The sequence below is a fragment of the Pseudonocardia oceani genome (assembly GCF_019263585.2).
In the GTDB taxonomy this organism is placed as follows: domain Bacteria; phylum Actinomycetota; class Actinomycetes; order Mycobacteriales; family Pseudonocardiaceae; genus Pseudonocardia; species Pseudonocardia oceani.
Window position 1 is genome coordinate 73304 of sequence record NZ_JADQDF010000001.1, and the last position, 25797, is coordinate 99100.

A 25797-nucleotide genomic window follows, 5' to 3' on the forward strand; every position below is an offset into this window, starting at 1 on the left:
CGCGTTCCGGCTCCGAAGTGCGGAGGGGGGTTAGTGCGCCCCGGACCTGTGCGTGCTCGGGCTGACTCCGAACCTCGCTCTGAAGGCTCTGCTCAGGTGCGCCGGGTCGGGGAGGCCCCAGCGCGCGCCGATCGCCGCGACCGTGAGGCCGGCCAGCTCCGGGCGGGTGAGGTCGTGCCAGCAGCCCTGCAGCCGCTCCTCGCGGATGTGGGCGGTGACGGTGGTGCCCGTGGCGCTGAACAGCTTGTGCAGGTAGCTCACCGAGATGGAGCAGGCCGCGGCCACCGAGGCGGGGTCGAGGTCGCGGTCGGCGAGGTGCTCCCGGATGTGCGCGCGGGCCCGCGACAGGTGCACGCCGTCGGGCGCGGTGGCGCCGACCTCGCTGCGGATCACGGTGGTGTAGAGGTCGCCGATGGTGCGGTGCATCGCCTCGCGGGCGGCGGGCACGAGGTCGTCGTCGTCGAGGCGGTGCAGGGCGGCCAGGAACGGCGGGATCATCGCGCCGACACCGCGGCGCCCGTCGATCCGGATCGCCGTGGCCTCGCGCAGCTCCACCTCCGACAGCGGGATCAGCCGCTTCGGGAACAGGCACACCGAGTAGGCGAAGTCGCCCGCGGTGACGAAGGTGAAGGGCCGGCTGCTGTCGTAGAGGACGAAGTCGCCGGGCTCGATGACGGCCTCGCGCCCGTCCTGCGCCACGAGCGTGCTGCCGTGGCGGGCGAGCGCGATCTGGTAGTAGTCCTCGTCCGCCCCGCGGACCTGGCCGGGAGTGCGATCGAAGCGGTGCGGCCCGGCCTGGATGGTGCGCAGCTGGATGTCGCCCACCGCCGCCGCGGTGACGCTCCCGCGCACGGCCGGACCGGCGCCGGGACGGACGTCGAGGGTGACGAACTGGTCGCACACCGTCGACCGCCAGAAGTCCAGGCGGTCGCGTTCGGCCACCGACGACGTGTCGATCGTGGTGACGGGCATGGCTCATCGTGACAAGAAGAGGTCACGCGCGCATCACGAGCCCGTTACCGTGCCCTTCGAGGATCACCGAGGAGGAGCATGTCCAGCACCACCGGAGCCGCCGACGGACCGGTCCGCACCGAGGTGCGCGGCCGGGTCCTGGTCGTCACGATCGACCGTCCCGCGCGCCGCAACGCGGTCGACCGCGCCACCGCCGACGGGCTCAGCGCCGCGCTCGACCGCCTCGACGACGACCCCGACCTGTGGTGCGGCGTCCTCACCGGCGCAGGGGGGTACTTCTGCGCCGGCAGCGACCTCACCGCGAACCACGACTACGTGACGCCCCGCGGCGGCGAGTACGGCGTGGTGCGCCGGGAGCGCCGGACACCGCTGGTGGCCGCGGTGGAGGGCTTCGCGCTGGGCGGCGGCATGGAGATCGCGCTGGCCTGCGACCTCGTCGTCGCGGCGTCGGACGCCCGCTTCGGGCTGCCCGAGGTGAGGATCGGCCTGCTGCCGACGTGCGGGGCGCTGTTCCGCGGGCCGCGGGCGCTGCCGGTCAACGTCGCCCGCGAGCTCGTGCTCACCGGCGAGCCGATGCCCGCGGCGCGCGCCCACGACCTCGGCTTCGTCAACGCCGTCACCGAGCCGGGCGGCGCGCTCGACGGCGCCCTCGCGCTGGCCGAGCGGATCTGCGCCAACGCCCCGCTCGCCGTGCAGGCCTGCGTCGCCGCGATCGACGACGCGCTGGGCGGCGACACGCTCGGCTGGGCCGCCACGGAGGCCGCGAAGGGCGCCGTCCTGCGCACCGACGACGCGCAGGAGGGCGTCGCGGCGTTCCTGGGCAAGCGCCCGCCGACCTGGACGGGCCGCTAGGTGTCGTGACGGTCAGGGCACGAGCACGTACTTGCCGGTGACGCGGCGCTCGGCGTAGGCGGTCAGCACCGCGCCCGCCTCGTCGAGCGGGGCGGTGGCGGGCGCCGGCGGGTGCAGCTCGCCCCGCCCGACCCGGCCCAGCACGTCGGCGAGCAGCGCGGCGTTGGCGGCCGGTCCGGCGGTCTCGCGCGACCAGTCGCCCCAGTCGACGCCGATGACCGTGCGGTTGCGCAGCAGCACGACGTTCGCGGGCAGGCGCGGGATCTCCCCCGAGGCGAACCCGACGACGCAGAACCGCCCGCCGGACCGCAGCGCGCGCAGCGCCGACTCCGCGGCCGCGCCGCCGACCGGGTCGATCACGACGTCCGCGCCGCCGCCGGTGGCCGCGCGGATGCCGTCCTTGAGGTCGTCGTAGCCGATCACGGCCTCGGCGCCGGCCGCCGTGGCCGCGGCCCGCTTCTCCTCCGACGACGCCACGCCGACGACCCGCGCGCCGAGGCTGCGGGCCACGTCGACGGCCGCGAGCCCGATCCCGCCGCCCGCCCCCAGCACGACGACCCGCTCCCCCGCCGCGATCGGCACGCGGTGCGTCACGGCGAAGACCATCGTGCAGTAGCTCTCCATCGTCGACGCCGCGACGGCCGCCTCGACACCCTCGGGCACCGCGACCACCTCGGCGACCGGGACGACCAGGTGCGAGGCGAACCCGCCGAAGTCCATCACGGCGGCCGCGACGGGCGTGCCGACCGCCGGACCGTCGACGCCCGGCCCCAGCGCGGCGACCCGCCCCGCCACCGCGGAACCCGGGACGAACGGCAGCGGCGGCCGGATCTGGTAGCGGCCGGCGACGATCAGCCCGTCGACGAAGCTGACGCCCGCCGCCTCCACCGCGACGAGCACCTCGCCGGCGCCGGGCTCCGGGTCGGGCCCCTCCTGCGTCGTCAACCGCTCCGGACCGCCGAACTCCGTGCACATCACGCGTCGCAGCCGATCACGCTAACCCAGCGCCCCAGCCGATCCCGCTGCGCGAGAGGGCCTATCCCCGTCGACGACCCCGGGGCGCCGGCGCGAGCCCGGCGACGGCGTCGCGCAGCGCCCCGTAGGCGCGCAGCTCGGCGGTGACGGGCACGAGCACGAGGTCGTCGGCCACCTCGGCGACGGCGGCGTCGAGCCGCTCCTGCACACGAGCCCGGCGGCGGCTCGCGCCGATCCGGGCGAGCAGCCGCGCGAGCAGGGCCAGCAGCAGCCCGGCCAGGAGCCCGCCGAGCAGCAGGGCGGTGGGCAGCGGCACGGCGAAACCCGCCCACGGCTGCACCGTCGGCGTCGGGGGCTCGGGCAGGCGCAGCAGCGTGAGCAGGTACAGGCCCGCGAGCCACACCCCGCCGGCCAGCGCGAGCACGGCGAGCAGCGTCTGCAGCAGCCCGGCGGCGCGCCACCAGCGCGGCGGCTGCGCGAGGCCGAGGTCGGTGCCCGCGACGGCGCGGTCGAGCGCGTCGGGCAGGTCGTCCTCGCGGGAGCGGGAGGCGGCGCGGACGGCGTCGGGCCACGGCTCGGGCAGGTCGTCGGCGGCGGTGGCGGCCAGGGCGCGCAGGGCGATGTCGACGCGGGAGCGCTCGACGGCCGACGCCTCGGGCAGCGAGGTGCGGGCGACGGCGCTCTCCTCGTCGGGGGCCGTCGTCCCCCGGTCGAGGTGCAGGCGGCGCAGCGGGTCGGGGCGCAGGCGGCGGACCCAGCGCGTCCAGGGCCAGCCGGTGGCGGCCGCGGCCCGGTGCACCGAGGCCCGCTCGACGGCCGCACCCACCGCGGGCACGCCCGCCGCGGCGCTGAGCGCGGAGTCCAGCGCCTCCACCGCGGTGGCGTCGAGCTCGCGGCGCGGCGGCCCCGCAACGACGTCGGAGAGGCTTGCGGCCACGGCGTCGAGGTCGGCCGACACCCGCCGCAGCGCGGCCCGGTGGGCGGCGACGGCACCGGTCAGGACGGCGCGGAGCTCGTCGCGGCCACCGGGGGCCACGGCCGACACCCCGAGCACCGGGACGCCGTCGAGCCCGTCGTCGGCCAGCAGCCGCCGGACGTCGCCCAGCGCGTCGGCGACCTGCGCCGGTGGCAGGCGGTCGACCTGGTTGAGCACGACGACCATGACCTCGCCGTGGCGGGCCAGCGGCCTGAGGTAGCGGTCGTGCACGGCCGCGTCGGCGTACTTCTGGGGGTCGAGGACCCAGACGAGCACGTCGACGAGCGCCACGAGGCGGTCGACCTCCAGGCGGTGCGCCATCACCGTCGAGTCGTGGTCGGGCAGGTCGAGGAGCACGAGGCCGGGCAGCTCCGCTGCGTCGTGACCCGCCCGCGCCTGGACCAGGTGGCGGCGCGGGATCTCCAGCCAGTCGAGCAGCGGACCGGCCCCGTCGGCGCCCCACACGGCGGCGTGCGCGACGCCCGTGGTCGGGCGGCGGACCCCGACCGTCGACACGTCGGCGCCGGTCAGGGCGTTGAACAGCGACGACTTGCCGCTGCCGGTGGCTCCGGCCAGCGCGACGACGGTGTGCGCCCCCGACAGCCGCAGCCGCTCCCCCGCGCGCTGCGCGAGCCGCCGCGCCGGGGCGAGGCGCTCCTCGTCGAGACGGCCGACGCCGGCGGCGAGGAGGTCGTCCAGCGCCCGCAGCCGCGCCGCGATCCCCGCCTCGGCGGCGCTGCGCTCCTTCTCCACTGCTCTCGTAGAGCTCATCGCGCCCGCTCCACGGCCGCCGCCGCCCGGTCGAGCGCGGCGGCGTCGTCGGGGTGGGTGGCGTGGTGGTGCAGCAGCGCGGCGAAGCGGTCCTCCTCGCGCCCGAGGAGGGCGGCGACGCGGTCGAGCAGGTCGGCGCGGGCGCGGTCGGCCAGCGCGCGCACGGCCTGGTCGCCGAACACGGCCTCCAGCACCTTCTGCGACAGGACGGTGGTGCCGCCGGCCACGGCCACCTCGATCGGCGGCGCGAGCACCGACGTCGTCGTGAACACGGCGATCATGACGAGCAGGCCCGTGGCGTTGACGCCGTACGCGGCGGCGCGCGCGGTGGTCCGGCGGTCGCCGCCCTCGCGGCGGACGAGGTCGAGCACGGCGCCCTGCCAGTCGCGGACGGTGCGCTCGGCGTCGTCGCGGAAGCCCGGGGAGACGCGGTCGAGCCGCTCCTCCGACGCGCGGAGCAGCCCGGTCCCCGCCGCGCCCGAGCGCCACGACACCGCGGCGCGCTCGGCGGCCCGCTCCGCGGCGCTGTGGACGAGGAGCGCGACGCCCGACTCCAGCGCGACCGTGAGGTCGCCCCCGGGCTGCGGCCGGCCGGTGAACGCGGCGGTGATCTGGTCGCGCCAGCGCCCGACCCGGTCCTGCAGCGCGCGCAGCAGCTCGCCGGTGCCGACGAACTCCTGCCAGCGCGCGAGCACCTCGCCGCGCAGCAGGGCGCCGTCGCGCATGCCGTCGTCGACCTCGTCCAGGGCCGCGGCGTAGGCGGTGCGGACGTCGGTGCGCAGCCGCGAGGCCGCGTCGGACTGCGCGCGGGCGTGCAGGGCGAGGGCGGCGGCGCGCGGGCGGAGGCTGTCGAGCGCGCCGTCGAGGGTGCGGCGGATGACCGCGGCGCGGCCGGCGGCGTCGCGGGCGAGGTCGTCGAACCAGCGGCGCAGGGGCGCGACCACCGGGTCCGGCAGCAGCCCGTCCTCCAGCGCGGTCTCGGGCACGACGAACAGCGGCGCCGCGCCGAGACCGTGCGCGACGAGCATCTCGTGCAGGTGCGCGGCGATGTCGCGCTCGGCCCCGGGCGGCACGCGATCGAGCAGGACGGCCAGTGCGGTGCCGCGCGAGGCCGCCGTCTCCAGCACGTCCCACGGCACGGCGTCGGCGTAGCGGGCGGCGGTCGTGACGAACAGCCAGAGGTCGGCGGCCGCGAGGAGCTGCCCGGCGAGGCGGCGGTTGGCGGCGACGACGGAGTCGATGTCGGGGGCGTCGAGGAAGGCCAACCCGGGCGCGAGCGCGGCCGAGGGCACGAGCTGCAGCGTGGCGTGGTCGGCGCCGGCGCCGCTGGTGCGGGTGAGCTCGGGCAGGACCCGGGTGTCGGAGAACCACGGCAGGTCGTCGGGGTGGCAGACCAGCACCGGCGAGCGTGTGGTCGGGCGGAGCACCCCCGACGGCGTCACCGCGGCGCGGACGAGGCTGTTGACGACCGTCGACTTGCCGGCGCCGGTCGACCCGCCCACCACCGTGAGCAGCGGGGCGTCGAGGCGGGCCAGGCGCGGGAGGACGTAGTCGTCGAGCTGGTGGACGAGCTCGGACCGCTCGTACCGGGCCCGCTCGACGCCGGGGACGTCGAGGGCGAAACCGGCGCCCTCGGCGGTGTCGCGGAGGGTGCGGAGGGCGGCCGCGAGGTCCTTCCGGGTGCCTCCGTCGGCCTGCATGTCCCCCTCGCCCCCTGTGCGTGCCGGTGTGGCTCGGGGAGCCTACTGGCCCGGATCGAGGTCCTGCACGGCATGCTGACCGGCGTGCCCGATCCCGGACCCCGCCCGACCACGCCCGTCCTCGTCCCGCGCGCCGGCACGGCCGCGCCCTCCGCCGCCGTGCGCGTGGCGTCGTGATCACGCTGCGCAGCGCGGAGCTGACCGCCGGGATCGCCCCGCACGGCGCCCGCCTCGCCCGGCTGAGCGCGCCCGACCGCGACGGCACCCCGGGCGAGGTCGTCCTCGGCCTGGCCGAGGACGACTACCCGGCCGACCGCGCCTACCTCGGCGCCACCGTCGGCCGGTTCGCCAACCGCATCGCCGGCGGCCGGTTCGTCCTCGACGGCCGCGCGTACCAGGTCCCGGCCAACGAGGGCACGTCCGCGCTGCACGGCGGGCCGGTCGGGCTCGACCACGCGGAGTTCGCCGCGGACGGGGTGGCAGAGGTGCCGGGCGGGCAGGCCGTGACGCTGCGCCACACCAGCCCCGACGGTGAGAGCGGCTTCCCCGGCGCCCTCGCCGTCACCGTCACCTACACCGTGCGCGGCCCGGAGCTGCACATCACGATCGCGGCCACGACCGACCGCCCCACGGTCGTCAACCTCACCCACCACGCCTACTTCCACCTCGGCGGCGGCGGGCCGGTCGGCGGCCACGAGGTGCGCCTGCACGCCGGGCACTACCTGCCCGTCGACGACGCCCTGATCCCGACCGGCGAGCTCGCGCCGGTCGAGGGCACCCCGTTCGACCTGCGCGTCCCCACCGCCGTCGACGTCGGGCTGGCCGCCGGGCACCCGCAGCTCGACGTGGCGGGCGGCTACGACCACACGTTCGTCGTCGACGACTCGGGGCCCCGCGCGGGCGAGCTGCGCGCCGCCGCGCACGTCCGCGAGCCGGTGAGCGGTCGCACGATGACGGTGTTCACCGACCAGCCGGGCGTGCAGTTCTACTCGGGCAACATGCTCGACGGCTCGGTCGTCCTGCACGACGGCCGCCGCGCCGGGGCCCGCGAGGCGTTCTGCCTGGAGCCCCAGCACTTCCCGGACTCGCCGAACCGCCCCGGGTTCCCGTCGACGGTGCTGCGCCCCGGGGAGGAGCGCCGGAGCCGGATCCTGCTGCGCCTCGGGACCGGCTGACGGCTCCCGGGCCGGGGGTTTCGCCGGTCCCGCGCCCGGGCACGCCCGACGCGTGTGCGGTCCCCCTCCGCACCGGGAGGAGCGGACGTGCGGATCGTCATCACCGGAGCGAGCGGCAACGTCGGGACGGCGCTGCTGCGCCGCCTCCTGGCCGATCCCGAGGAGCACGAGCTGGTCGGGGTGTGCCGTCGCCCGCCCGCGATGGGCGCCCCCTACGACGGCGCCGCCTGGACGTCGCTGGACCTCGCCGCCCCGGGCGTCGAGCTGCCGCTGCGGACCGTCTTCACCGGCGCCGACGTCGTCGTGCACCTGGCGTGGGGCTTCCAGCCCGCCCGCGACGTCGACTACCTGCGCCGCCTGGGCGTCGGCGGCACCGCGGCCGTGCTCGCCGCGGCCCGCGACGCCGGCGTGCCGCACGTCGTCCACATGTCGTCGGTGGGGGCCTACTCGCCCTGGCACGGTGATCCGCTCGGCGCGGGCGTCACCGAGGAGTGGCCGACCGACGGCATCTCCTCGCTCGCCTACAGCGTGCACAAGGTCGAGGCCGAGCGCCTGATCGACGAGCACGAGCGCCGCCACCCCGACGGGCCGGTCGTCGCGCGGATGCGGCCCGGGCTGGTCGTGCAGCGCGACGCGGGCAGCGCCCTGCTCCGCTACGGGATGCCCGCCTACGTCCCCGCGGCCGTGCTGCGTCACCTGCCGCTGCTGCCCGTCGACCGCGAGCTCGTCGTGCCGATCGTGCACACCGACGACCTCGCGGACGCCGTCGCGCGGGTCGTGCGCGAGCGCGCGGGCGGCGCGTTCAACGTGGCCGCCGACCCACCCGTCACCCGCGACCTCATCGCCGAGGTCCTCGGCGCGCACCCGGTCCACGTGCCCCGGCCGGTGCTGCGGGCCGCCGCCACGCTGGCCTGGCAGCTGCGGCTGCTGCCGCTGGACCCGGGCTGGCTCGACCTCGCGTTCGCGGTGCCGCTGCTCGCGACGGGGCGGATCCGCCGCGAGCTGGGCTGGGAGCCGTCGGTCGACGCGCGGACGGCGCTGGCCGAGGTCGTCGACGGCATGGCGTCGGGCGCGGCCACCACGAGCCCGGTGCTGCGGCCCCGGTCGGTGCCGGGCGAGCTGGCGTCGCTGGTGCGGCGCGGGCCGATCGGGCGGCGGCCCCTCCCCTGACGATGCTGCCCTGAGGGCTCATCCCTCCAGCAGCGCCGCGTAGAGCGTCAGCCCGGGGCCGAAGGCCAGCACCACGGCCGGGCGCCCCGGGCCCGGACGGCCCTGGGCCCGGAGCTCGTCGAGGACGAGCAGCACCGTGGCCGACGAGCAGTTGCCGCGCGTCGCGAGCACCCGGCGGGAGGCGTCGAGGGCGTCGCCGGGCAGGGCGAGCTGCTCGGTGACGACGTCGAGGATCCGCGGCCCGCCCGGGTGCACCGCCCAGCCGTCCACATCGGACACCTGCAGCCCGTGGCGGTCGAGCAGCTCGGTCACCATCGGGGCGACGTGCTTCGCCAGCACCTCCGGGACCTGCGGGGACAGGCCCATCCGGAAGCCGTGGTCGGTGACGTCCCACGTCATGTGGTCGAGCGTGCCGGGGTCGGTGAGCGCGACGACGTCGACGACCCGCGGGCCCGGCCCGTCGCCCGGCGCCACCACGACCGCGGCCGCCGCGTCGCCGAACAGCGCGTGCGAGACGACCTGGCCCATGTCGGCGGTGGGCGGTTGGACGTGCAGCGAGGTGAGCTCCAGGCACAGCAGTACCGCGGGCCGCCCGCGCGCCTCCACGTAGTCGGTGACCGTGCCGAGCCCGGGCACCGCGGCGTAGCAGCCCATGTGCCCGACGACGAGCCGCCGCACGTCCGCGGCCATGCCCAGCGCGGCGGCCACGCGGATGTCGGTGCCCGGCGTCGCGTAGCCGGTGCAGGAGGCCACCGCGAACAGCCCGACCTCGTCGGCCGCGATCCCGGCGTCGGCCAGCGCGGCGGCCACGGCCTCGGTGCCCAGCGGCAGCGACTCGTGGGCGTAGCGGCGCATCCGCTCGCCCGTGGACCAGGCGGAGACGTCCTCGGCCAGCGGGTCGACCACGAGGTGGCGCCGCGAGACGCCGGCCCCGCGGAACACCCGCTCCAGCGCCCGGCCCCCGCCCGAGTGCCGCGCGAAGAACCCGTCCCAGGCCTCGCCCTGCCCGACCCCGTGCCCGGGCAGCGCCGAGCCGCTGCCGGCCAGGTGCGCCCCGGTCACCGGCGCCGCCCCACGGCCTGGAACAGCACGGCGGTGGTCGGCACCGCCACCATCCGCACGGCGGGACGGCGTCGTGCCAGCCAGGCGACGAGGTCCGTGACGCGCGGGCGCACACCCCGCAGCTCCAGCGCGACGCCGTGGCGCGCGCACTCGCGCACCAGCGCGGCGCGGTCGACGAACAGCGCCGGGTCGTGGATGCCCGGCGGCGGGCCCCCCGGCACCCGCTCGGCGATCGTCACGGCCACGACGCGGGCCAGGCGGGTCGCCGCGATGGTGTCGACGACGAGCAGCCCGCCCGGGCGCAGCAGCCGGCACGCCTGCGCGAGCACGCCGGGCAGGTCGGTGACGTGCTCGAGGATCTCCCCCGCCGCGACGACGTCGGCGCACCCGTCGGCCAGCGGGACGGCGGCCACGTCACCGCGGACGGGCGCCACCCCGTGCGCGGACGCCTGGGCCAGCGCGGAGGCGGTGAGGTCGACGCCGACGTGCCGGTAGCCCTTTCCCGCGAGGTGCGGTGCGAGCAGGCCCGCGCCGCAGCCGAGGTCGACGAGCACGGCGTCCGGGCGGTCGGCGGGCGGCACCAGCGCGGCGCGCGCGGCGGCGAGCCAGTGCAGCATCGCGAACTCGCCGGAGGGGTCCCACCAGCGGTCGGCGAGGTCGTCGTACTGGCGGGGGTCGTTCGGCGGGCGCACGGGTCGGGATCCGGCGACGGCCGTACGGGAGGTCGGCACGACCCGAGGCTGCCATGCTGGGCGGCATGCGGCCCGTCGTGAGCGGGGCTCTGGCCCTCGCCCGCTCCTGCCACCCGGAGCCGACCGTGGCGGTGACGCTGCTGGTCACCGCGCTGGCGATCACCACGGGCCGCGACCCCGGCGGTGTGCTGCTCGTCACCGCGGCGGTCCTGACGGGCCAGCTGTCGATCGGCTGGCTCAACGACCACCTCGACGCCGCGCGCGACCGCGCCGTCGGCCGCACCGACAAACCGGTCGTCAGCGGGGCGGTGTCGGAGCGGACGGTGGGCGTCGCGGCGGCCGTCGCGGCGGTGGCGTGCGTGCCGCTGTCGCTGGCGTCGGGGTGGCTCGCGGGGTCGCTGCACCTCGTGGCCGTCGCCGCCGGGCTGGTCTACGACCTCGGGGTGAAGTCGACGCGCTGGTCGGTGCTGCCCTACCTCGTGTGCTTCGGGCTGCTGCCGGTGTTCGTGGTGCTGGGCGCGCCCGGCTCCCCCGCGCCGCCGTGGTGGCTGCCGGTGGGCGGGGCCCTGCTCGGGGCGGGTGCGCACTTCGCGAACGTCCTGCCCGACCTCGGTGACGACCTGGTCACCGGCGTCCGCGGGCTGCCCCACCGCCTCGGGGCCGGCGGGAGCCGGGTGGCGGCCGCGGGGCTGCTGCTCGCGGCGTCGGTCGTCCTCGTGGCGGGGGTGCTCTCCGCGGGCGCCGCGGTGCCCGTGCCGCTCGCGCTGGCCGCGCCGGTGGTGGCGGCCGGGGTGCTCGCCGCCGGGTTCGCGGCGGGGCGGCGGCCGGGCTCGCGGGCGCCGTTCCGGGCCGTGATGGTGGTGGCGCTGATCGACGTGGCGCTGCTCGTCGCCGCCGGGCCGGTGCTGGTCGGGCCCTGACTCACGCCCGCCGCAGCAGGGGCAGCCGCAGGTAGTCGGCCGCGATCGACGCGAGCACCCGCGGCGACGCCGCGCCGCGCTCCAGCCCGACCTCGACGATGGCGTCGAAGACGCGGCGGTCGCGCCCCGCGGCGACCACCGCGGCGTCGACGAACCGGGGGTGCGGCACGGCGCGGGCCGACGCGCCGACGTGGCGGTGGTGGCGCCCGAGGCTGCGTCGCAGCGCCGCCCGCAGCGCGGCACCGGCCCCCGTGCCGAGCAGTGCGGCCCGGGCGGCGAGCGCGCCGGACGCGACGCCGTAGAAGATCCCCTCGCCGGTGACCGGGTTGACCAGCGCGGCCGCGTCGCCGACGAGCAGCACCCGCCCGTCGGGCTGGAACCGCGGCCCGGTGGAGAGCGGCAGGTGGTGGCCCCGCACCGTCGCGGGGTCGAGGTCGTGGCCGGGCAGCTCGGCGTCGAGCCGGTCGAGCAGCTCGCGCTTGCTCGCGCGCGGGGCCCCGAACACGCCGTAGCCGACGTTGGCCCGGCCGCCGGGCAGCGGGAACGACCACGCGTAGGCGGGCGGGTTCGCGCGGGCGAACGCGATGACCAGGGCGTCCGGGTCGGCGGCCGTGCGCGCGTAGCCGCGCACGGCCACCGCGGTGGCGCCCTCGGGCGCGGGCGGGGCGCCGAGCGCACGGCGCACCACCGAGTGCGCGCCGTCGGCCCCGACGACGACGCGGGCGTGCACCTCCCCGTCGAGGACGACCCGGTCGGGGCGCACCTCGACCCGCCGCACGCGGTGGCGGCGCAGCACCGCGCCGCGGGCGACGGCGGCATCGACCAGTGCGGCGTCGAACACCTCCCGCGGCACGACCCGGCTCGGGCGCGCGCAGTCGGCGACGACCGCGCGTCCACCCGGCGAGTGCACGCGCAGGCCCGACACCGGCGGACCGAGCGCGTCGAGGCCGGGCGCGCCCAGTGCGTCGAGCAGGTCGAACACGGGGGCGGCGATGCCGTCGCCGCAGACCTTGTCGCGGGGGAACGCGGCCGCGTCGAGCAGCAGGACCCGGGCGCCCGGACGCAGCTGCAGGACGCGCAGCGCGGTCGCGGCGCCGGCCGGCCCCGCGCCGACGACCGCGACGTCGGCGACCTCGTCCATGCGTTCCTCCGGTGTCGTCCGACGTCCTCCGGGGTCATCATCGACGGGAGCCGCCGCCCGCGCCGGGCGACGGGACGGGGAGGGCCGTGCCGCACGTCGTCGTCGTGGGGGCCGGGCCGACCGGCGTCGTCGTGGCGGGGCTGCTCGCCCGCCTCGGCGTCACCAGCACCGTCGTGGACCGCCACGACGGCCCGTACCCGCGCCCGCGCGCCGTGCACCTCGACGGCGAGGCCGTCCGCGTGCTGCAGCGGTTCGGCGTGGCCGAGGAGTTCGCCGCGATCAGCCGCCCCGCGTCCGGGCTGCGCCTGCTCGACGCCCGGCTGCGGCCGTTCGCGGAGTTCCGCCGCTCGTCCGCCGCGGGCCACCACGGCCACCCCGACGCGTCGCTGTTCGACCAGCCCGACCTGGAGGCGCTGCTGCGGGCCGCGCTCCCGGCGGGGGCGGTGCTGCGCGGGGGCGTCGAGGTCACGGGCGTGCCGGAGGCGGGCTCCGTCGACCTGCGCGACCCCGGCACCGGCGGGACCGAGCGGCTCCACGCCGACGCGGTCCTGGGCTGCGACGGCGCCGACAGCACCGTCCGCTCCGCGATCGGCGCCGGCCTGCGCGACCTGCGCTTCGACCAGCGCTGGTTGGTCGTCGACGTGCGCAGCCGCACGCCGCTGCCGGGGTGGGGCGGCGTCGACCAGATCTGCGACCCCCGCCGCGCCGCCACCGCCATGCACCTCACCGGCGGGCGCTACCGCCTGGAGTTCCGGATGCGGCCCGGCGAGACGCCCGACGGCCTCGTCGCCCGGCTCGGCGAGCTGACCGCGCCCTGGCTCGGGCACCTGCCCCGCGACGACTGGGAGGTGCTGCGCAGCGCCGCGTACACGTTCCGGGCCCGCACCGCCGACCGTTGGCGGCGCGGACGCGTGCTGCTGCTCGGCGACGCCGCGCACCTCATGCCGCCGTTCATCGGGCAGGGGCTGGGCTGCGGGCTGGGCGACGCCCACAACCTGGCGTGGAAGCTCGCCGCGGTGCTGCACGGGCGCGCCGGGGACGACCTGCTCGACACCTACCAGGCCGAGCGGCAGCGCCACGTCGTCGCGGTGACGCGGGCGGCGGTCCGCGTCGGCACGGCGATGACCGGCGGGCGCGGCCTCGCGGCGGCCGTCCGGCGTCCGGTCGTCGCCGCGCTGCTGCGGGTGCCCGGCGCGCAGGCCCGCGCGCTGACCGGCATCACGACCCGGTACCCGCCGGGCGCGTGGGCCGACCGCCGGACCCGCCGCAGCCCGCTGCCCGGGACGGTGTGCCCGCAGCCCGTCGTCGAGGTCGGCGGGCGCCGGGTGCTGCTCGACGAGGTACTGGGGGACGGCTTCGCGCTGGTGTCGGCCGGGCGCGTGGACGCCGCTCTGCGCGGGCGGGCGGAGGCGCTGGGCGCCGTCGAGGTCCGCGTCGACGCGCTCGCCGGCTGGTTGCGCGCGGGCCGGGCGTCCGCGGCGCTGCTGCGGCCCGACCGCGTCGTGCTCGGCGTCACCCCGGCCTGAGCGGTTCCCACCCGGCGGGCGGCGGGCGCCTCCGCGACCATGGCGCGATGGCCGAGCACCCCGACGACCTGCGTCCCGGCGTCCTGTTCGACGTCGACGGCACGCTGCTGGACACCAACTACCTGCACGTCCTCGCGTGGTGGCAGGCCTTCCGCGACACCGGGCACCCCGACGTGACCATGTCCGCGGTGCACCGCGCCATCGGCATCCCGAGCGCCGCGCTGGTGCAGCACCTGCTCGGCACCGACGACGAGGACGCCGTCGACGCCCACAGCGCGCGCTACGAGCCGCTGCGCGACCAGGTCGTCGCGTTCCCGCGGGCCGGTGACCTGCTGCGGGCGTGCGCCGACCGCGGTGCGACGGTCGTGCTCGCCACCAGCGGCGCGGCGGGCGACCTCGACTGGATGCTGCCCGCCATCGGCGAGCGCGACGCCGTGGAGGGCGCCACCACCTCGGCCGACGTCGACGAGGGCAAGCCCGCGCCGGACCTGCTGTCCACCGCCGTGCGCGACCACCGGCTCGACCCCGCGCGCTGCGTGGTCGTCGGCGACACCGTGTGGGACGTCGAGTCCGCGCGCCGCGCCGACCTGCCGTGCGTCGGGCTGACCTGCGGCGGGATCGGCGAGGCGGAGCTGCGCGAGGCCGGGGCGGTGGCGGTGTACGCCGATCCGGCCGATCTGCTGGCGCGGCTCGACGAGTCGCCGCTGGGCCGTCTCTGAATCAGTCCGGAGCGGGCGTGTCGTCCTGCGCCGCCCGGTCGACGCCGGGGCGCTCCTCCGCGGTGGTGCCGACGACGTCGGCGCCGCTGTCGTCGCGCAGGTTCTCCAGCACGGCGCGCTCCTCGGGGTCCAGCGGGCCGCCGACGACCCCCGGCTCCCCCACGTCGTCGCCGGTGGCCATGCCCGTCTCGGGTGCGTCCGGATCCGTCATGCGGTCCGCGTACCCGCGGGCGGGGGCGTGAACCCGCACGGCCCGGGTACGCGAGCGGCTGTGGACGTGGTGGTCGTCGGACAGCTCGCACGGGACCTGCTGCTGCGCGTGGACGAGGTGCCGCCGCGGGGCTCCGCGACCGACGTCCGCGAGCGGCGGGAGACCCTCGGCGGAAAGGGCGCCAACTGCGCGGTGGGGCTGGCGCAGCTCGGCGTGCCGGTCGGGCTGGTCGCCGTCGCGGGGTCCGACGCCACCGGCGACCGGCTGCTCGCCCGGGCCGAGGCCGACGGGGTCGACGTCGAGCACGTGGTGCGCCGCGCCGGCACCCCCACCGGCCTGATCGTCGAGATCCTCGACCCCGCCCACGGCTGGCGCTACCTGCAGCACCTGCCCGGGCCGACGCTGCTCACGGCCGACGACGTCGCCGGGGCCGCCGCCGACCTGCGCGCTGCGCGGGCCGTCGTCCTGCAGGCGCAGCAGCCCGCGGCCGCGCTGACCGCCTGCGCCCGGCACGCCCGCGACGGTTCCGCGCTGGTCGTCCTCGACGGCGCCCCCGACCCCGAGGCCCGCACCGAGCTCCTGAAGTGCGCCGACGTGGTGCGCGCCGACCCCGCCGAGACCGACGAGCTGGTCGACGGCGAGCTGGGCCGGCTGTGCGTCGAGGACGTCGGCGCGATGACCGCCGCCGCACGCCACCTCCTCGCCCACGGCCCCCGGGTCGTCGTCGTGGGGGTGGAGGGCGCGGGCAACGTCGCGGTGTGGGAGGACGGGGAGCTGTTCGTGCCGTTCGGGGACGTCGAGGTCGTCGACACCACCGGCGGGGGCGACTCCCTCACCGCCGGCCTCACCGCCGCGCTCCTCGCCGGCGCCGACCCGCCCACGGCCCTGCGGCGGGCGGTGGAGGCCGCGGGGAGCACCGTCGCCCGCGCCGGGGGGCGGCCGGCGCTGGACGGCTGACCTCGCACACCGGGTCGGGACCTCGCACAGGGTCGACGGTGTGCGAGGTGCGTGCTCGGTGTGCGAGGTCGGGCGGTGAACTCGTTCGGGGAGAGGTGCAACACATCGGCCCCCGTTGACGACAGTGAATCGTCCGGTTCGTTCTCTGTGAGGTGTCGTGGGTCAGCGCGCGGTAGTGATGGGGGCCCTCGGGGTCCTGCTCCTCGTCGGCGGGTGCGGGGGTGCGGAGGGCCGGGAGGCCGACCGCGCCGCGCTCGGGTCGGTGCCGGCGGCGGAGGAGGCGGCGGCCCCGGCGCCCGACGTCGTCCGCGTCGTGACCGTCCTCGACGGCGACACGTTCACCGTCTCCGACGGCCGCACAGTGCGGGTCCTCGGCATCGACTCCTGCGAGCTCGACACCGGCGCCGGCCGCGAGGCCCGCACCGACGCGCAGGCGCTGCTGCCGGTGGGGCGGTCGGTGACGCTGCGCGCCGAGCCCGGCGTCGACCGCGACCCCTACTCCCGCCACCTCCGCTACGTCACCACGCCCACCGGCTCCGACCTCGGCACCGCGATGATCGTCGAGCCGCACACCGGCGTGTACGAGGGCGGGGACGCCGCTCCGTCCTACGTCGCCGGCCTGCGCCGTGCCGACGGCGGCCCGCGCGTCTGCGACACCCCGACCGCCGCGCCGACCACCACCCCGGCCCCCAACACCCCGGCTCCCAACACCCCAGCGCCCCGGACGGCGGCTCCACGAACGGCCGCCCCGGCGACCACCCGCTCTGCACCCGCCCCGCAGCCCGCGCCCCGCACGGCGCCGGCCCCCGAGCCCGAACCGGAACGCGAGCCCGAGCCGGTGCGGGAGAGCTCCGGCTGCCACCCGAGCTACACGCCCTGCGTCCCCGACGGTCCCGACCTCGACTGCAAGCAGATCGGCTTCGCGGTCATCGTGACCGGCCCCGACGAGTTCCGGCTGGACGGCGACGACAACGACGGCAAGGGCTGCGAGAGCTACGGCTGAGAAAGGGATCGCCGAGCGGTGTAACCCCGCGGCCCCCACGGGCGTCTCTCCCGGTGAGAGCAACACCCGCCGAGCCCCCGAGGTGCCGATCATGTCCGAGTCCTTCACCCCCGAGCCCTACTCCGTCGAGTTCGTCGACACCGACGGCGACGGCTACGAGGAGACCACCCTGCTCGACAGCGACGGCGACGCCGTGGTCGACACCGCGCTCGTCGACCTCGACGGCGACGGCACCGATGACCTGGCCGCCTTCGACAACCGCGCCGACGGCGAGTTCGTGGCCGACGTCGTCGCGGTGGACGTCGACGGGGACGGCTACGCCGACGTCGTCGCCGACGACACCGACTTCGACGGCGTCTTCGACGCGGTCACCCAGCCCGAGGGCGTGGGCCTCACCGAGTCGAACCCCTACGGCGGCGGCTCCTACGACGCCGGTTCGTACGACTCCGGCACCGACAGCGCCGACCCGTACAGCGCCGACGTCGTCGCCGACACCACGCCGAGCGGCGGCGCCGAGCAGGGCACCGTCATCGCCGGCCAGGGCGGCGACGCGCTCTACGTCGACCCGGACGGCTCGGTCACGTTCTCCGGCTCCGACGTCGCGGGCACCGACTACTCCTACGGCAGCTGACCCAGCCGGATCACGACGACCGGCGCCCGGGCTCAGCGGAGCGTTCTGCGGAACGCACTCATAGTTCCGACGCCGCTCCACGACGACCGGCACCCGGCCCTGCAGGGTGTTCCGCGGAACGCGGTCCACACCCGTCCCGACCAGGCGCGTTCCACTCCAGGAGCGGAGTGCGATCGCGTTCCGCGGAACGCAGTTACGGCCCGGCGCAGCTCCACGACCACTCGCGTCCGATCCTGCAACGCGTTCCGCGGAACGCGGTCCACACCCCGTCCGACCACGCGGCGTTCCCCTCATCAGTGGGCCGCGTTCGCGTTCCGCGGAACGCGGTCACCACCCGTTCCGGTGGCCCGCCCCGTTCAGCCTGTGCTGCACGCTCGAGCGCGGTATCTGGTCGCGGTCTGTCGCACCTACGTCGGTGACGCCGGGCCTTCGGCCCTGATCGCACGCATTCCGGACGCCATCAACTCCACCGACGGGCAGATGTCGTCGGCGCAGCTGGTGGAGATGCTGGCGATCGACACGGAGCTGGAGCGGCTGATCGCCATCGCGCCGTCCAGCATGTCGCCCCACCTGCGCACGACGCAGCTGCCCTTCCAGCAGGTGGCCGACGCGGTGAGCACCGGGGGCGAGCTGACCCTGAGCACCGGAGGTGTCCGCGACGCCGCCCTGCCGCTGCTCACCGCCTGCGTCGATGCGTGTATCGGGCGGGCGGCTGACGTCCCGGTCCCCGGAGCGGGGCGCGATCGCGTTCCGCGGAACGCGAACCTCCCTCACCCCCGCGCCCGCTCCACGAACTCCGGCGGCCGGTGCGCCCGCACCGGCGGCGGCTCCCCCTCGTACCGCTCCACCTGCACGAGGGTGTGCTGGCCGCTGGTGCCCTGCCCGAGGCGCGACGTGCCGTGGTCGCGGGTGAGCACGTTGGGGTTGCCGTGGGCGCAGAGCCCGGTGTCGCCCACCGGGTCGAACCAGGCCCCGGTGGGCAGCTGGACCACACCGCGCCGGACGCCGTCGTCGAGGCGGGCGCCGGCCAGGCAGGCGCCGCGGTCGTTGAACAGGCGCACGACGTCGCCGTCGGTGATGCCGCGCTCGGCGGCGTCGTCGGGGTGGATCGTCATCGCCTCGCGGCCCGCGACCTTGTGCCGACGGCTCTCCGCCCCCGCGTCGAGCTGGCTGTGCAGGCGCCCGCGGGGCTGGTTGGCGATCAGGTGCAGCGGCCACCGCGCGGCGAGCGGGGAGCCGAGCCACTCGTCGGGCTCCATCCAGGTCGGGTGGCCGGGGCAGTCGTCGTAGCCGAAAGCGGCGATCGTGGCCGAGTACAGCTCGATGCGCCCGCTCGGGGTCGTCAGCGGGTGGGCGTCGGGATCGGCGCGGAAGCGGTCGAGGAAGGTGCGGTCGGCCGGCTGCGCGGGCAGCGTGAGCAGCGGGGAGGCCAGGAAGTCGTCGAAGGCCGGCAGCTCGACGTCCAGGCGCTTGCCGACCGGCCCGGTCCAGGAGTCGTAGAGGTGGCGGACCCACTCGTCCGCGGTCCGCCCCTCCGTGAACCGCTCCCCCACCCCGAGGACGCCGGCCAGCTCGGCCAGCACGGCGTGGTCGTCGCGCGACTGCCCGACCGGGTCGACGACGCGGTGCATCGGGACCAGGTGGTGGTCGGTGCGCGAGGCGCCGATGTCGAGGCGCTCCAGCGGCGTCGTCACCGGCACGACGATGTCGGCGTGCTTGGCCATGGCCGTCCAGAACGGCTCGTGCACCACCACCGTGTCGACGGTGGCCAGCGCGCGCCGCAGCCGGTTGAGGTCCTGGTGGTGGTGGAACGGGTTGCCGCCCGCCCAGTAGACGAGGCCGACGTCGGGGTAGGTCAGCGACTGCCCGTCGAACTCGAACGGCGCACCGGGGTTCAGCAGCATGTCGGCGACCCGCGCGACCGGGATGACGTCCGGCACCGGGTTGACGCCCTGCGGGAGCGTCGGGACGCGCACCCCCGCCCCCGGCACGCCGACGTCGGCCATCGACCCGTAGCCGTGCCCGAACCCGCACCCGGGCAGCCCGATCCGCCCCAGCACCGCCGCGAGCGCGATCCCCGCCCAGGGCGCCTGCTCGCCGTGCTCGGTGCGCTGCAGCGACCAGGTGACCGTGACGAGCGTGCGCGAGGCCGCCATCCGCCGGGCGAGCGCGCGGATCTCCCCCGCGGGCACGTCACAGCGCTGCGCGGCCCACTCCGCCGTCTTCGCGACGCCGTCGGAGCGGCCCGTGACGTAGGCGATGAGCTCGTCGCCGCCGACGCAGTAGCGCTGCAGGAAGGCGCGGTCGTGCAGGTCCTCGCCGATCAGCGTGTGCATGAGCCCGAGCATCATCGCGACGTCGGACGCCGGGCGGATCGGCAGCCACGTGGTGCCCGGAGAGTCGCTGCGCAGCGGGCTGACGGCGACGACGTCGACGCCCTCCGCCACGGCCGCGCGCAGGTGGTCGCCCGCGGTGTGGCGGGCCACGCCGCCGGGGTTGACGCCGGTGTTCTTGCGCGGGATGCCGCCGAAGGCGACGACGAGCTCGGTGTGCTCGCGGATGACGGGCCAGTCGGTGAGCCCCGACGTCACGTCGACGCCCCGCCCGACGACGTGCGGCATGATCACCGCGGTGGCGCCGTAGCTGTAGTTGCCGACCGCGGAGACGTAGCCGCCCAGGCAGGTGAGAAAGCGTTTGAGCTGGCTCTGCGCGTGGTGGAAGCGCCCGGCGCTGGCCCAGCCGTAGGAGCCGCCGAACACCCCGCGCGGTCCGCGCTCGGCGTAGACGCGGCGGAGTTCACCGGCCAGCAGCGCGATCAGCTCGTCCCACTCGACCTCGACGTAGGGCTCGCGCCCCCGCCCGTCCGACGGCCCCGGCCCGTTCCGCAGCCACCCCTCGCGGACCGCGGGCCGCAGGATCCGCACCTGCGGGTCGACGGCGGACGCGAGGTTGCCCAGGATCGGCGACGGGTCGGGGTCGGCCGGGTGCGGCCGCACCTCCAGGCCCCCGTCGACGGCGCGGGCCTCGAAGGCGCCCCAGTGGGAGCTGCTGGTGACGTACGGGGTCGTGGCGATCTCCGTACTATGTACGGCGCCCGCGGGCCGGGTCAAGGTTGCCGGATCGGCAACGTGCCGTGACGCCGCGTGCCGGCGGCGCGATGCTGGCGGCATGGACACGGGTGTCGACTGGGACGAGCGCTACGCCGAGGCGTCGCGGGTGTGGAGCGGGCAGCCGAACGGGGCGCTGGTCGCCGAGGTGGGCGGCCTGGCGCCGGGGCGGGTGCTGGACGTGGGCTGCGGCGAGGGCGCGGACGCGGTGTGGCTGGCCGGACGCGGCTGGGAGGTGACCGCGCTCGACGTCTCGCGGGTCGCCCTGGACCGCGCCGCGGAGCACGCCCGGGAGGCCGGCGTCGACGTGCACTGGCTGCACGCGGGCCTGCTCGACGCCGACCTGCCGCCCGGCGGGTTCGACCTCGTCTCCGCGCAGTACCCGGCACTGCTGCACACCCCCGGCGACGACCCGGAGCGCGCGCTGCTCGCCGCGGTCGCGCCCGGCGGCACACTGCTCGTCGTCCACCACGCCGACGTCGACACCGAGCACGCCCGCGCCGCCGGCTTCGACCCCGCCGACTACGTCAGCCCCGCCGACGTCGCCCGCTTCCTCGACGACACCTGGGCGGTCGAGGTCGACGAGCGCCGTGAGCGGCACGTCGAGGGCGGCGCCGGGGCGCACCATCACGCCGACGTGGTGCTGCGGGCGCGCCGGCTGCCGTAGGAGCGTCACCGCCGCAGGCCGGCCATCAGCGCGTCGATCGTCGTCGCGTAGCGCTCGGCGCGGTCGGCCACGGGCGCGTGGGCGGTGAGCTCGAGGACGACCATCCCGTGGCCCGTGGCCCACAGGCCGTAGGCCGCCGAGGCGGGGTCGGTCCGCAAGGGCGAGCGCTCGTGCCAGCAGCGCACGACGTCGACGAACGCCGCGTAGTTCTCGCGCGCGATCGAGCGCACCTCGCCGTGCGGCCGGGACAGCCCGGGCGGGGTGTCGGCGAACATGATCCGGAAGTAGTCCGGGTGCGCGAGCGCCACCTCCCGGTACGCCAGGCACGTGCCGCGGACGTCCGCCTCGGGGTCGCCGGTCTCCCGCCGCACGCTCTGGGCGGCCCGCAGCCGCTCGTGGCCCTCGGCCTGCACGGCGTCGAGCAGGCCCTGCTTGTCGCCGAAGTAGTGGTAGACCGACATCGTCGAGCAGCCCGCCTCGGCCGCGATGCGGCGCACCGCGAGGCCGCGGGGGCCCTCGCGGGCGAGCAGCCGGGCGGCGGCGTCGAGGGTGGCGCGGCGCAGGTCCGGGGGTCGCGTCTCCGGCCCCGCGCTCATCCCGGGCCCGCCACCAGGTCGCGCAGCGCGAACTTCTGGATCTTGCCCGACGCCGTCTGCGGGAAGCCGTCGACGAAGCGCCACGTCCGCGGCGTCTTGAACGACGCGAGGTGCTGTCGGCAGAACCGCTCGAGCTCCGCGCCGTCGACGCTCGCGCCCTCCCGCAGCTGGACGACGGCGGCGACGGTCTCGCCCCACTCCGGGTCGGGCGTGCCCAGCACCGCGGCGCCGGCGACGGCGGGGTGGCTGTGCAGGACGTCCTCGACCTCGCGCGGGTACACGTTCTCACCGCCGCGGATGATCATGTCCTTGAGCCGGCCCTGGATGCGCAGGTAGCCGTCGGCGTCGAGGCTGCCGAGGTCACCGGTGCGCAGCCAGCCGTCCTCCAGGGCCGCGCGGGTGGCCTCGGGGGCGTCGAAGTAGCCCGCCATGACGCAGATGCCGCGGGTGCGGATCTCGCCGACCCCGCCGGGCGGCAGCGGGGCCCCCGACGCGGCGTCGGTGATCCGCACCTCGACGTGCGGCAGCGGCCGGCCCACCGTGTGCGCCCACTGCGGGTTCGGGTCGTCGGGCAGGGTGTGGGTGATGTAGGGCGAGGCCTCGGTCTGGCCGTAACCGATGGTCACCGCCACCCCGAGGGCCTTCTCCGCCCGCGCCACCAGATCGGGAGCCACGGGGGCGCCGCCGAGGGCGACCAGGCGCCAGGAGGCGAGGTCGCGCGCGGCGAGCGACGGGTCGTCGAGCAGGCGCACGAGCATCGTCGGCACGCACAGGATCACCGAGCCGCGGTGCGCCTCGAACAGGTCGAGGACGAGGCCGGGCTCGAACGCGGGCGGCACGACGTGCGCGCCGCCGGTCTGCAGGGCACCCAGCGTCGTCAGGCCGCAGCCGGCGGTGTGGAACAGCGGCATCGGGTTGATCCACACGTCGGACTCCCCCGCGCCCAGCGCCTCGGCGAAGACGCGCCCGTTGAGCGCGAGCCCGCGGTGGGTGAGCAGCGTGCCCTTGGGCGAGCCCGTGGTGCCCGACGTGTACTGGACCTGCGCGATGTCGGTCGGTGCCACCGCGGGCAGCGCGGCGTCCGGCTCGCCCGAGCCGAGGAACGCGTCCCAGTCGCCGAGCGGCACGACCTCGCGCAGCGCGTCCAGCCGGGGGCGCACCTCCTCGACGACGGCCACGAGGTCGCGCCCGCGGAACTCCGGCGCCACGACGACGCCGCTCGCCCGCGACTGCCCGAGCACGAACTCGACCTCCGCCGCCAGGTAGGCCGGGTTGACGGTGACGAGCGTGAGCCCGGCCAGCGCCGCCCCGAACTCGACGAGCACCCACTCCGGGCTGTTGGGCGCCCAGATCGCGACCTTCTCCCCCGGCGCGAACCGCCGCAGCAGCGCCCGGGCCACGCGCTCGGCGTCAGCGAGGACCTCGGCGGTGGTCCACGCGCGGTCCGCGCCCGGGGCCCCGTCGACCAGTGCGCCGTCGACCAGCGCCGTGCGGTCGGGCCGGCGGGCGGCCGCGATCCGCAGCACGTCGCCGACGGTGTGCTCCGGCGGCGCCTCCACGGCCGTGCGGGGGCCCTGCTGCTCCATCGCGCCTCCTGGGATGCCGGTCCTATAACGCATTGTTATAGACCCGGGCGCACGCCGAGGGCAAGGGCTCAGGCGGACGCCGCCAGCACCGCGTGCGCGTAGGGGACCTCGCTCGGCGGCCCCGGGCTGACCCACGACTCCACCGGCGCGTCCGGGCGCAGGGCCGAGACCATCGAGCCGGTCGTGTAGTCCGAGGGGCCGGCACCGCGGACCCGGCAGACCGGGTGGGCGGGGTCGTCGGACGACGCCAGCGCGCCCTGGAGGTCGGCCAGCGACGGGCTCCCCGTACCGACGCGCGCTGCGAGGGCGTCGAGGCGGGCGCGGGAGTCGCGCTCCGCGCCGGGCGGGGCCGGCGTGCCGGTCACGGGACCCAGCGGGTGGTTGGTGTGCAGCACCCGCGACGGGTCGGCCGGGCGGTGCTCGGCGACGCCGTCGGGCCGCGCCTCGAACGAGCGCACCTCCCCCGGCCCGGCGAGCAGGTAGTGCTGGCTCGTCGCGTGCGGCAGGTCGCGGACCAGCCGCACCGCCTCGGCGAGCGTGCGCGCCTGCAGCAGGCGGCGGATCACGAAGGCGACCGGCAGCCCGTCGGGCGCGGCGGGCAGCTGGGGCACGGCGTTGACGCACACGCCGACGCCCGCGGCGTTCACCCCCATCAGCGCGACGACGCCGGCGACGCTGAACACCAGCGCCGCGGGGACGTCACCGCGCGGGGCCACCCGCAGCAGCACCTGGTGGCCGCGGGTGTGCGCGCCCAGGTCCATGTTCTGCCCGATCCAGGTCGGACCGCCCGGGAGCGCGAGCCCGAACCCGGTGCACTTGGCGAGGGCGGCGGCGCGGGCCCGGTGCGCGGGCTCCTCGTCGATCAGCTGCAGGGCCAGCAGCAGGTCGGGGTCGACGCCCGCCCCGGCCGCGACGCCGCGGACCTCCTCGGCGAGGTCGGGCACGAGCTCCTCGACCGCCGACCGGAACCCGGTGGCGCCCAGCAGCGCGCGCAGGTGCGCGGGCGGGTCGGCGACGCCCTCGGCGACGAGCACCCGCAGCCACGCGTCGAGGTGGGCCGCGACGCGCGGGGCGAGCGCGACCCCGTGCGCGACCGGGTCGTCGAGGTCGGTCGGGCCGAACACGGCGGCCGGGGACGCGGCCACGTCAGTCGTCGTCCGTGGCGGTCACCAGCACCTCGGCGGGGGCGACGTAGCCGTTCGCGTCGAGGACGTGCCCGGCGGCGCGGGCCGCCGCGACGACCTCGGGGGCCCAGTCCAGCCGCGTCCGCCCGTCGCCCTCGTTCACGACGAGCAGCTCGCCCAGGCCCGGGTCCGCGGCCCGGCCCGGCGCGGCGTCGAGCAGCGTGAACGACCGCCAGGCGCCCGCGGGCACCGACAGCGTGTCCAGCGGCCCGAGCTCGACGACCTGCTCGTCGGCGCCGGTGTTGAGGCGCACCGCCCAGCGCCCGGCCTTGGCCGTGAGGACCTGCGTGCCCGGGTGCCGGTGGGTGAGCACGCCCTCGCCCGCGCGTGCGCGCAGCCAGGCGAGGTCGAACCCGTGCGGGTCGTGCAGCCGCGGGGCCGCGCGCCGGTCCTCGCTCATCCCGTAGCCGATCACCAGGCTGAGCTCGGCGCCCCCGCCGGGCAGCCCGGAGCACAGGAACGGCGCGGCTATCCAGACGCGGTCGCCCGCGTGGGTCACGCGCGCCCGGAAGGCCTCGGCGTCGACGCGGTCGAGCTCGTCGATCTTCTCCTGGGGCATCGGCGTGACCAGGGCGACGCCGTCGGGCACCCGCTCCCCGCGGACGGTGTCGACGAGCCGGTTGTCGGCGGTGAGGTGCAGACCGTGACCGGCCGCCTCGCGCAGCACCGACGGGCCCCAGATGATGCCGCCGGTGTCGTCGCCGCCCAGCACGGTGAGCAGGACGCCCTCGTCGGCGCCGACGTTGGTGAAGCCGCGGAAGATCCACGTGGGCACCGACACGACGTCGCCGTCGACGCTGCGGTACTCCCCCTGCGCGCCGTCGGCGCCCCAGCGCAGCTGGTAGTCGCCGTCGAAGTTGACGAACACCTCGGCGGTGAAGTGCAGGTGCAGGCTGTTGGTCGTGCCGTGCGGCATGCCGGCCGCGCCCAGCTGGAAGCCGTGCGGCTCGCGCAGGTTGACGTACTGGTCGGCGCTCTGCGAGACGCCGGGCCCGATGAACGAGTAGTTGTCCTTGCGGTCCGAGCCCGGCGTGCGGCAGTCGATGAACGCCGCCTTGCACGGGACCCAGTCGGTGCGCCGGATGGTGCGGCGGGCGACCTCACCGGGCGGGACCACGGTCCCGGCGCCGGGCCCGCTGTCGATCGTGGCCGTGTCGGTCACGGCGTCCTCCGCTGCTGTCGGTGCTGCTCAGTAGGTGTTGCG

The 25797-nt window shown here is 77.1% G+C and carries 24 protein-coding genes; 10 read left to right on the top strand and 14 right to left on the bottom strand.

Annotation, left to right across the window (positions count from 1 at the left end):
- Positions 1 to 30: 30 nt before the first annotated feature.
- Complete coding sequence (locus tag I4I82_RS00315; RefSeq protein WP_218594625.1) at positions 31 to 972, bottom strand: AraC-like ligand-binding domain-containing protein; 942 nt, start codon at positions 970 to 972, stop codon at positions 31 to 33.
- 78 nt (positions 973 to 1050) lie between these two features.
- On the opposite strand from I4I82_RS00315, the gene I4I82_RS00320 reads away from it, so the two are divergent.
- Entirely contained in the window at positions 1051 to 1824 is a 774-nt protein-coding gene (locus I4I82_RS00320; protein WP_218594624.1) for an enoyl-CoA hydratase-related protein, read from the top strand.
- 12 nt (positions 1825 to 1836) lie between these two features.
- Here the strand turns inward: I4I82_RS00320 and I4I82_RS00325 are convergent, their stop codons facing one another.
- From I4I82_RS00325 to I4I82_RS00335, 3 genes are all read right to left on the bottom strand, one after another.
- A complete protein-coding gene (locus tag I4I82_RS00325) occupies positions 1837 to 2799 on the bottom strand; it encodes a zinc-binding dehydrogenase (RefSeq protein ID WP_225920764.1) in 963 nt (320 codons plus the stop codon).
- Between the two features lie 61 nt (positions 2800 to 2860).
- Positions 2861 to 4546, bottom strand: coding sequence for a GTPase (locus I4I82_RS00330; RefSeq protein WP_218593342.1), 1686 nt, complete (start codon positions 4544 to 4546; stop codon positions 2861 to 2863).
- On the bottom strand, positions 4543 to 6246 hold the full coding sequence (locus I4I82_RS00335) for a dynamin family protein (protein WP_218593343.1): 1704 nt from the start codon (positions 6244 to 6246) through the stop codon (positions 4543 to 4545). The genes I4I82_RS00330 and I4I82_RS00335 overlap by 4 nt, the downstream gene beginning before the upstream one ends.
- Positions 6247 to 6419: 173 nt before the next feature.
- On the opposite strand from I4I82_RS00335, the gene I4I82_RS00340 reads away from it, so the two are divergent.
- Positions 6420 to 7421 carry an aldose epimerase family protein gene (locus I4I82_RS00340; protein WP_218593344.1) on the top strand — a complete coding sequence of 334 codons (1002 nt, stop codon included), beginning with the start codon at positions 6420 to 6422 and terminating at the stop codon, positions 7419 to 7421.
- An 87-nt stretch (positions 7422 to 7508) separates the two neighbouring features.
- Positions 7509 to 8591 carry an NAD-dependent epimerase/dehydratase family protein gene (locus I4I82_RS00345; protein ID WP_218593345.1) on the top strand — a complete coding sequence of 361 codons (1083 nt, stop codon included), beginning with the start codon at positions 7509 to 7511 and terminating at the stop codon, positions 8589 to 8591.
- A gap of 18 nt (positions 8592 to 8609) precedes the next feature.
- Here I4I82_RS00345 and I4I82_RS00350 read toward each other — a convergent pair whose 3' ends face one another.
- Together I4I82_RS00350 and I4I82_RS00355 are read right to left on the bottom strand one after the other, a co-directional pair.
- Positions 8610 to 9653, bottom strand: a complete 1044-nt coding sequence (locus I4I82_RS00350; protein WP_218593346.1) for a type III polyketide synthase — start codon at positions 9651 to 9653, stop codon at positions 8610 to 8612.
- A complete protein-coding gene (locus I4I82_RS00355; protein ID WP_226369803.1) occupies positions 9650 to 10384 on the bottom strand; it encodes a methyltransferase domain-containing protein in 735 nt (244 codons plus the stop codon). The genes I4I82_RS00350 and I4I82_RS00355 overlap by 4 nt, the downstream gene beginning before the upstream one ends.
- A 26-nt stretch (positions 10385 to 10410) precedes the next feature.
- Here I4I82_RS00355 and I4I82_RS00360 point away from each other — a divergent pair, with 26 nt between their 5' ends.
- Positions 10411 to 11265: a UbiA family prenyltransferase gene (locus tag I4I82_RS00360; protein WP_218594984.1), complete on the top strand. Its 855-nt coding sequence runs from the start codon at positions 10411 to 10413 to the stop codon at positions 11263 to 11265.
- Between the two features lies 1 nt (position 11266).
- On the opposite strand, the gene I4I82_RS00365 is transcribed toward I4I82_RS00360, so the two are convergent.
- Entirely contained in the window at positions 11267 to 12406 is a 1140-nt protein-coding gene (locus I4I82_RS00365; RefSeq protein ID WP_218594333.1) for a geranylgeranyl reductase family protein, read from the bottom strand.
- An 86-nt stretch (positions 12407 to 12492) separates the two neighbouring features.
- On the opposite strand from I4I82_RS00365, the gene I4I82_RS00370 reads away from it, so the two are divergent.
- Together I4I82_RS00370 and I4I82_RS00375 are read left to right on the top strand one after the other, a co-directional pair.
- Positions 12493 to 13932, top strand: a complete 1440-nt coding sequence (locus I4I82_RS00370; RefSeq protein WP_218594334.1) for a bifunctional 3-(3-hydroxy-phenyl)propionate/3-hydroxycinnamic acid hydroxylase — start codon at positions 12493 to 12495, stop codon at positions 13930 to 13932.
- A gap of 47 nt (positions 13933 to 13979) precedes the next feature.
- Positions 13980 to 14651: an HAD family hydrolase gene (locus tag I4I82_RS00375; protein WP_218594335.1), complete on the top strand. Its 672-nt coding sequence runs from the start codon at positions 13980 to 13982 to the stop codon at positions 14649 to 14651.
- A 1-nt stretch (position 14652) separates the two neighbouring features.
- Here I4I82_RS00375 and I4I82_RS00380 read toward each other — a convergent pair whose 3' ends face one another.
- Complete coding sequence (locus I4I82_RS00380) at positions 14653 to 14862, bottom strand: hypothetical protein (protein ID WP_218594336.1); 210 nt, start codon at positions 14860 to 14862, stop codon at positions 14653 to 14655.
- A gap of 60 nt (positions 14863 to 14922) precedes the next feature.
- On the opposite strand from I4I82_RS00380, the gene I4I82_RS00385 reads away from it, so the two are divergent.
- The 3 genes from I4I82_RS00385 (at position 14923) to I4I82_RS00395 (ending at position 17453) form a co-directional block, all read left to right on the top strand.
- Positions 14923 to 15819, top strand: coding sequence for a PfkB family carbohydrate kinase (locus tag I4I82_RS00385; protein WP_226369804.1), 897 nt, complete (start codon positions 14923 to 14925; stop codon positions 15817 to 15819).
- Positions 15820 to 15994: 175 nt separating this feature from the next.
- Positions 15995 to 16822 carry a thermonuclease family protein gene (locus I4I82_RS00390; protein ID WP_226369805.1) on the top strand — a complete coding sequence of 276 codons (828 nt, stop codon included), beginning with the start codon at positions 15995 to 15997 and terminating at the stop codon, positions 16820 to 16822.
- 91 nt (positions 16823 to 16913) lie between these two features.
- A complete protein-coding gene (locus I4I82_RS00395) occupies positions 16914 to 17453 on the top strand; it encodes a hypothetical protein (RefSeq protein ID WP_218590378.1) in 540 nt (179 codons plus the stop codon).
- A gap of 407 nt (positions 17454 to 17860) precedes the next feature.
- Here the strand turns inward: I4I82_RS00395 and I4I82_RS00400 are convergent, their stop codons facing one another.
- Positions 17861 to 18133, bottom strand: coding sequence for a hypothetical protein (locus I4I82_RS00400; protein ID WP_218594986.1), 273 nt, complete (start codon positions 18131 to 18133; stop codon positions 17861 to 17863).
- Between the two features lie 90 nt (positions 18134 to 18223).
- The gene (locus tag I4I82_RS00405; RefSeq protein ID WP_225920459.1) at positions 18224 to 20563 is read right to left on the bottom strand and encodes a molybdopterin-dependent oxidoreductase; all 2340 of its coding nucleotides are present in this window, start codon (positions 20561 to 20563) and stop codon (positions 18224 to 18226) included.
- Between the two features lie 58 nt (positions 20564 to 20621).
- Here I4I82_RS00405 and I4I82_RS00410 point away from each other — a divergent pair, with 58 nt between their 5' ends.
- A complete protein-coding gene (locus tag I4I82_RS00410; protein ID WP_218590381.1) occupies positions 20622 to 21227 on the top strand; it encodes a class I SAM-dependent methyltransferase in 606 nt (201 codons plus the stop codon).
- A gap of 5 nt (positions 21228 to 21232) precedes the next feature.
- On the opposite strand, the gene I4I82_RS00415 is transcribed toward I4I82_RS00410, so the two are convergent.
- The 4 genes from I4I82_RS00415 to I4I82_RS00430 form a co-directional block, all read right to left on the bottom strand.
- On the bottom strand, positions 21233 to 21823 hold the full coding sequence (locus I4I82_RS00415) for a TetR/AcrR family transcriptional regulator (protein ID WP_218590382.1): 591 nt from the start codon (positions 21821 to 21823) through the stop codon (positions 21233 to 21235).
- Positions 21820 to 23409 carry an AMP-binding protein gene (locus tag I4I82_RS00420; RefSeq protein ID WP_218590383.1) on the bottom strand — a complete coding sequence of 530 codons (1590 nt, stop codon included), beginning with the start codon at positions 23407 to 23409 and terminating at the stop codon, positions 21820 to 21822. Before I4I82_RS00420 ends, I4I82_RS00415 begins: the two co-directional genes overlap by 4 nt.
- A gap of 68 nt (positions 23410 to 23477) precedes the next feature.
- Entirely contained in the window at positions 23478 to 24554 is a 1077-nt protein-coding gene (locus I4I82_RS00425) for a C45 family autoproteolytic acyltransferase/hydrolase (RefSeq protein ID WP_218590384.1), read from the bottom strand.
- Between the two features lies 1 nt (position 24555).
- Positions 24556 to 25755 carry a cupin domain-containing protein gene (locus tag I4I82_RS00430; RefSeq protein WP_225920460.1) on the bottom strand — a complete coding sequence of 400 codons (1200 nt, stop codon included), beginning with the start codon at positions 25753 to 25755 and terminating at the stop codon, positions 24556 to 24558.
- Positions 25756 to 25797 lie beyond the last annotated feature (42 nt).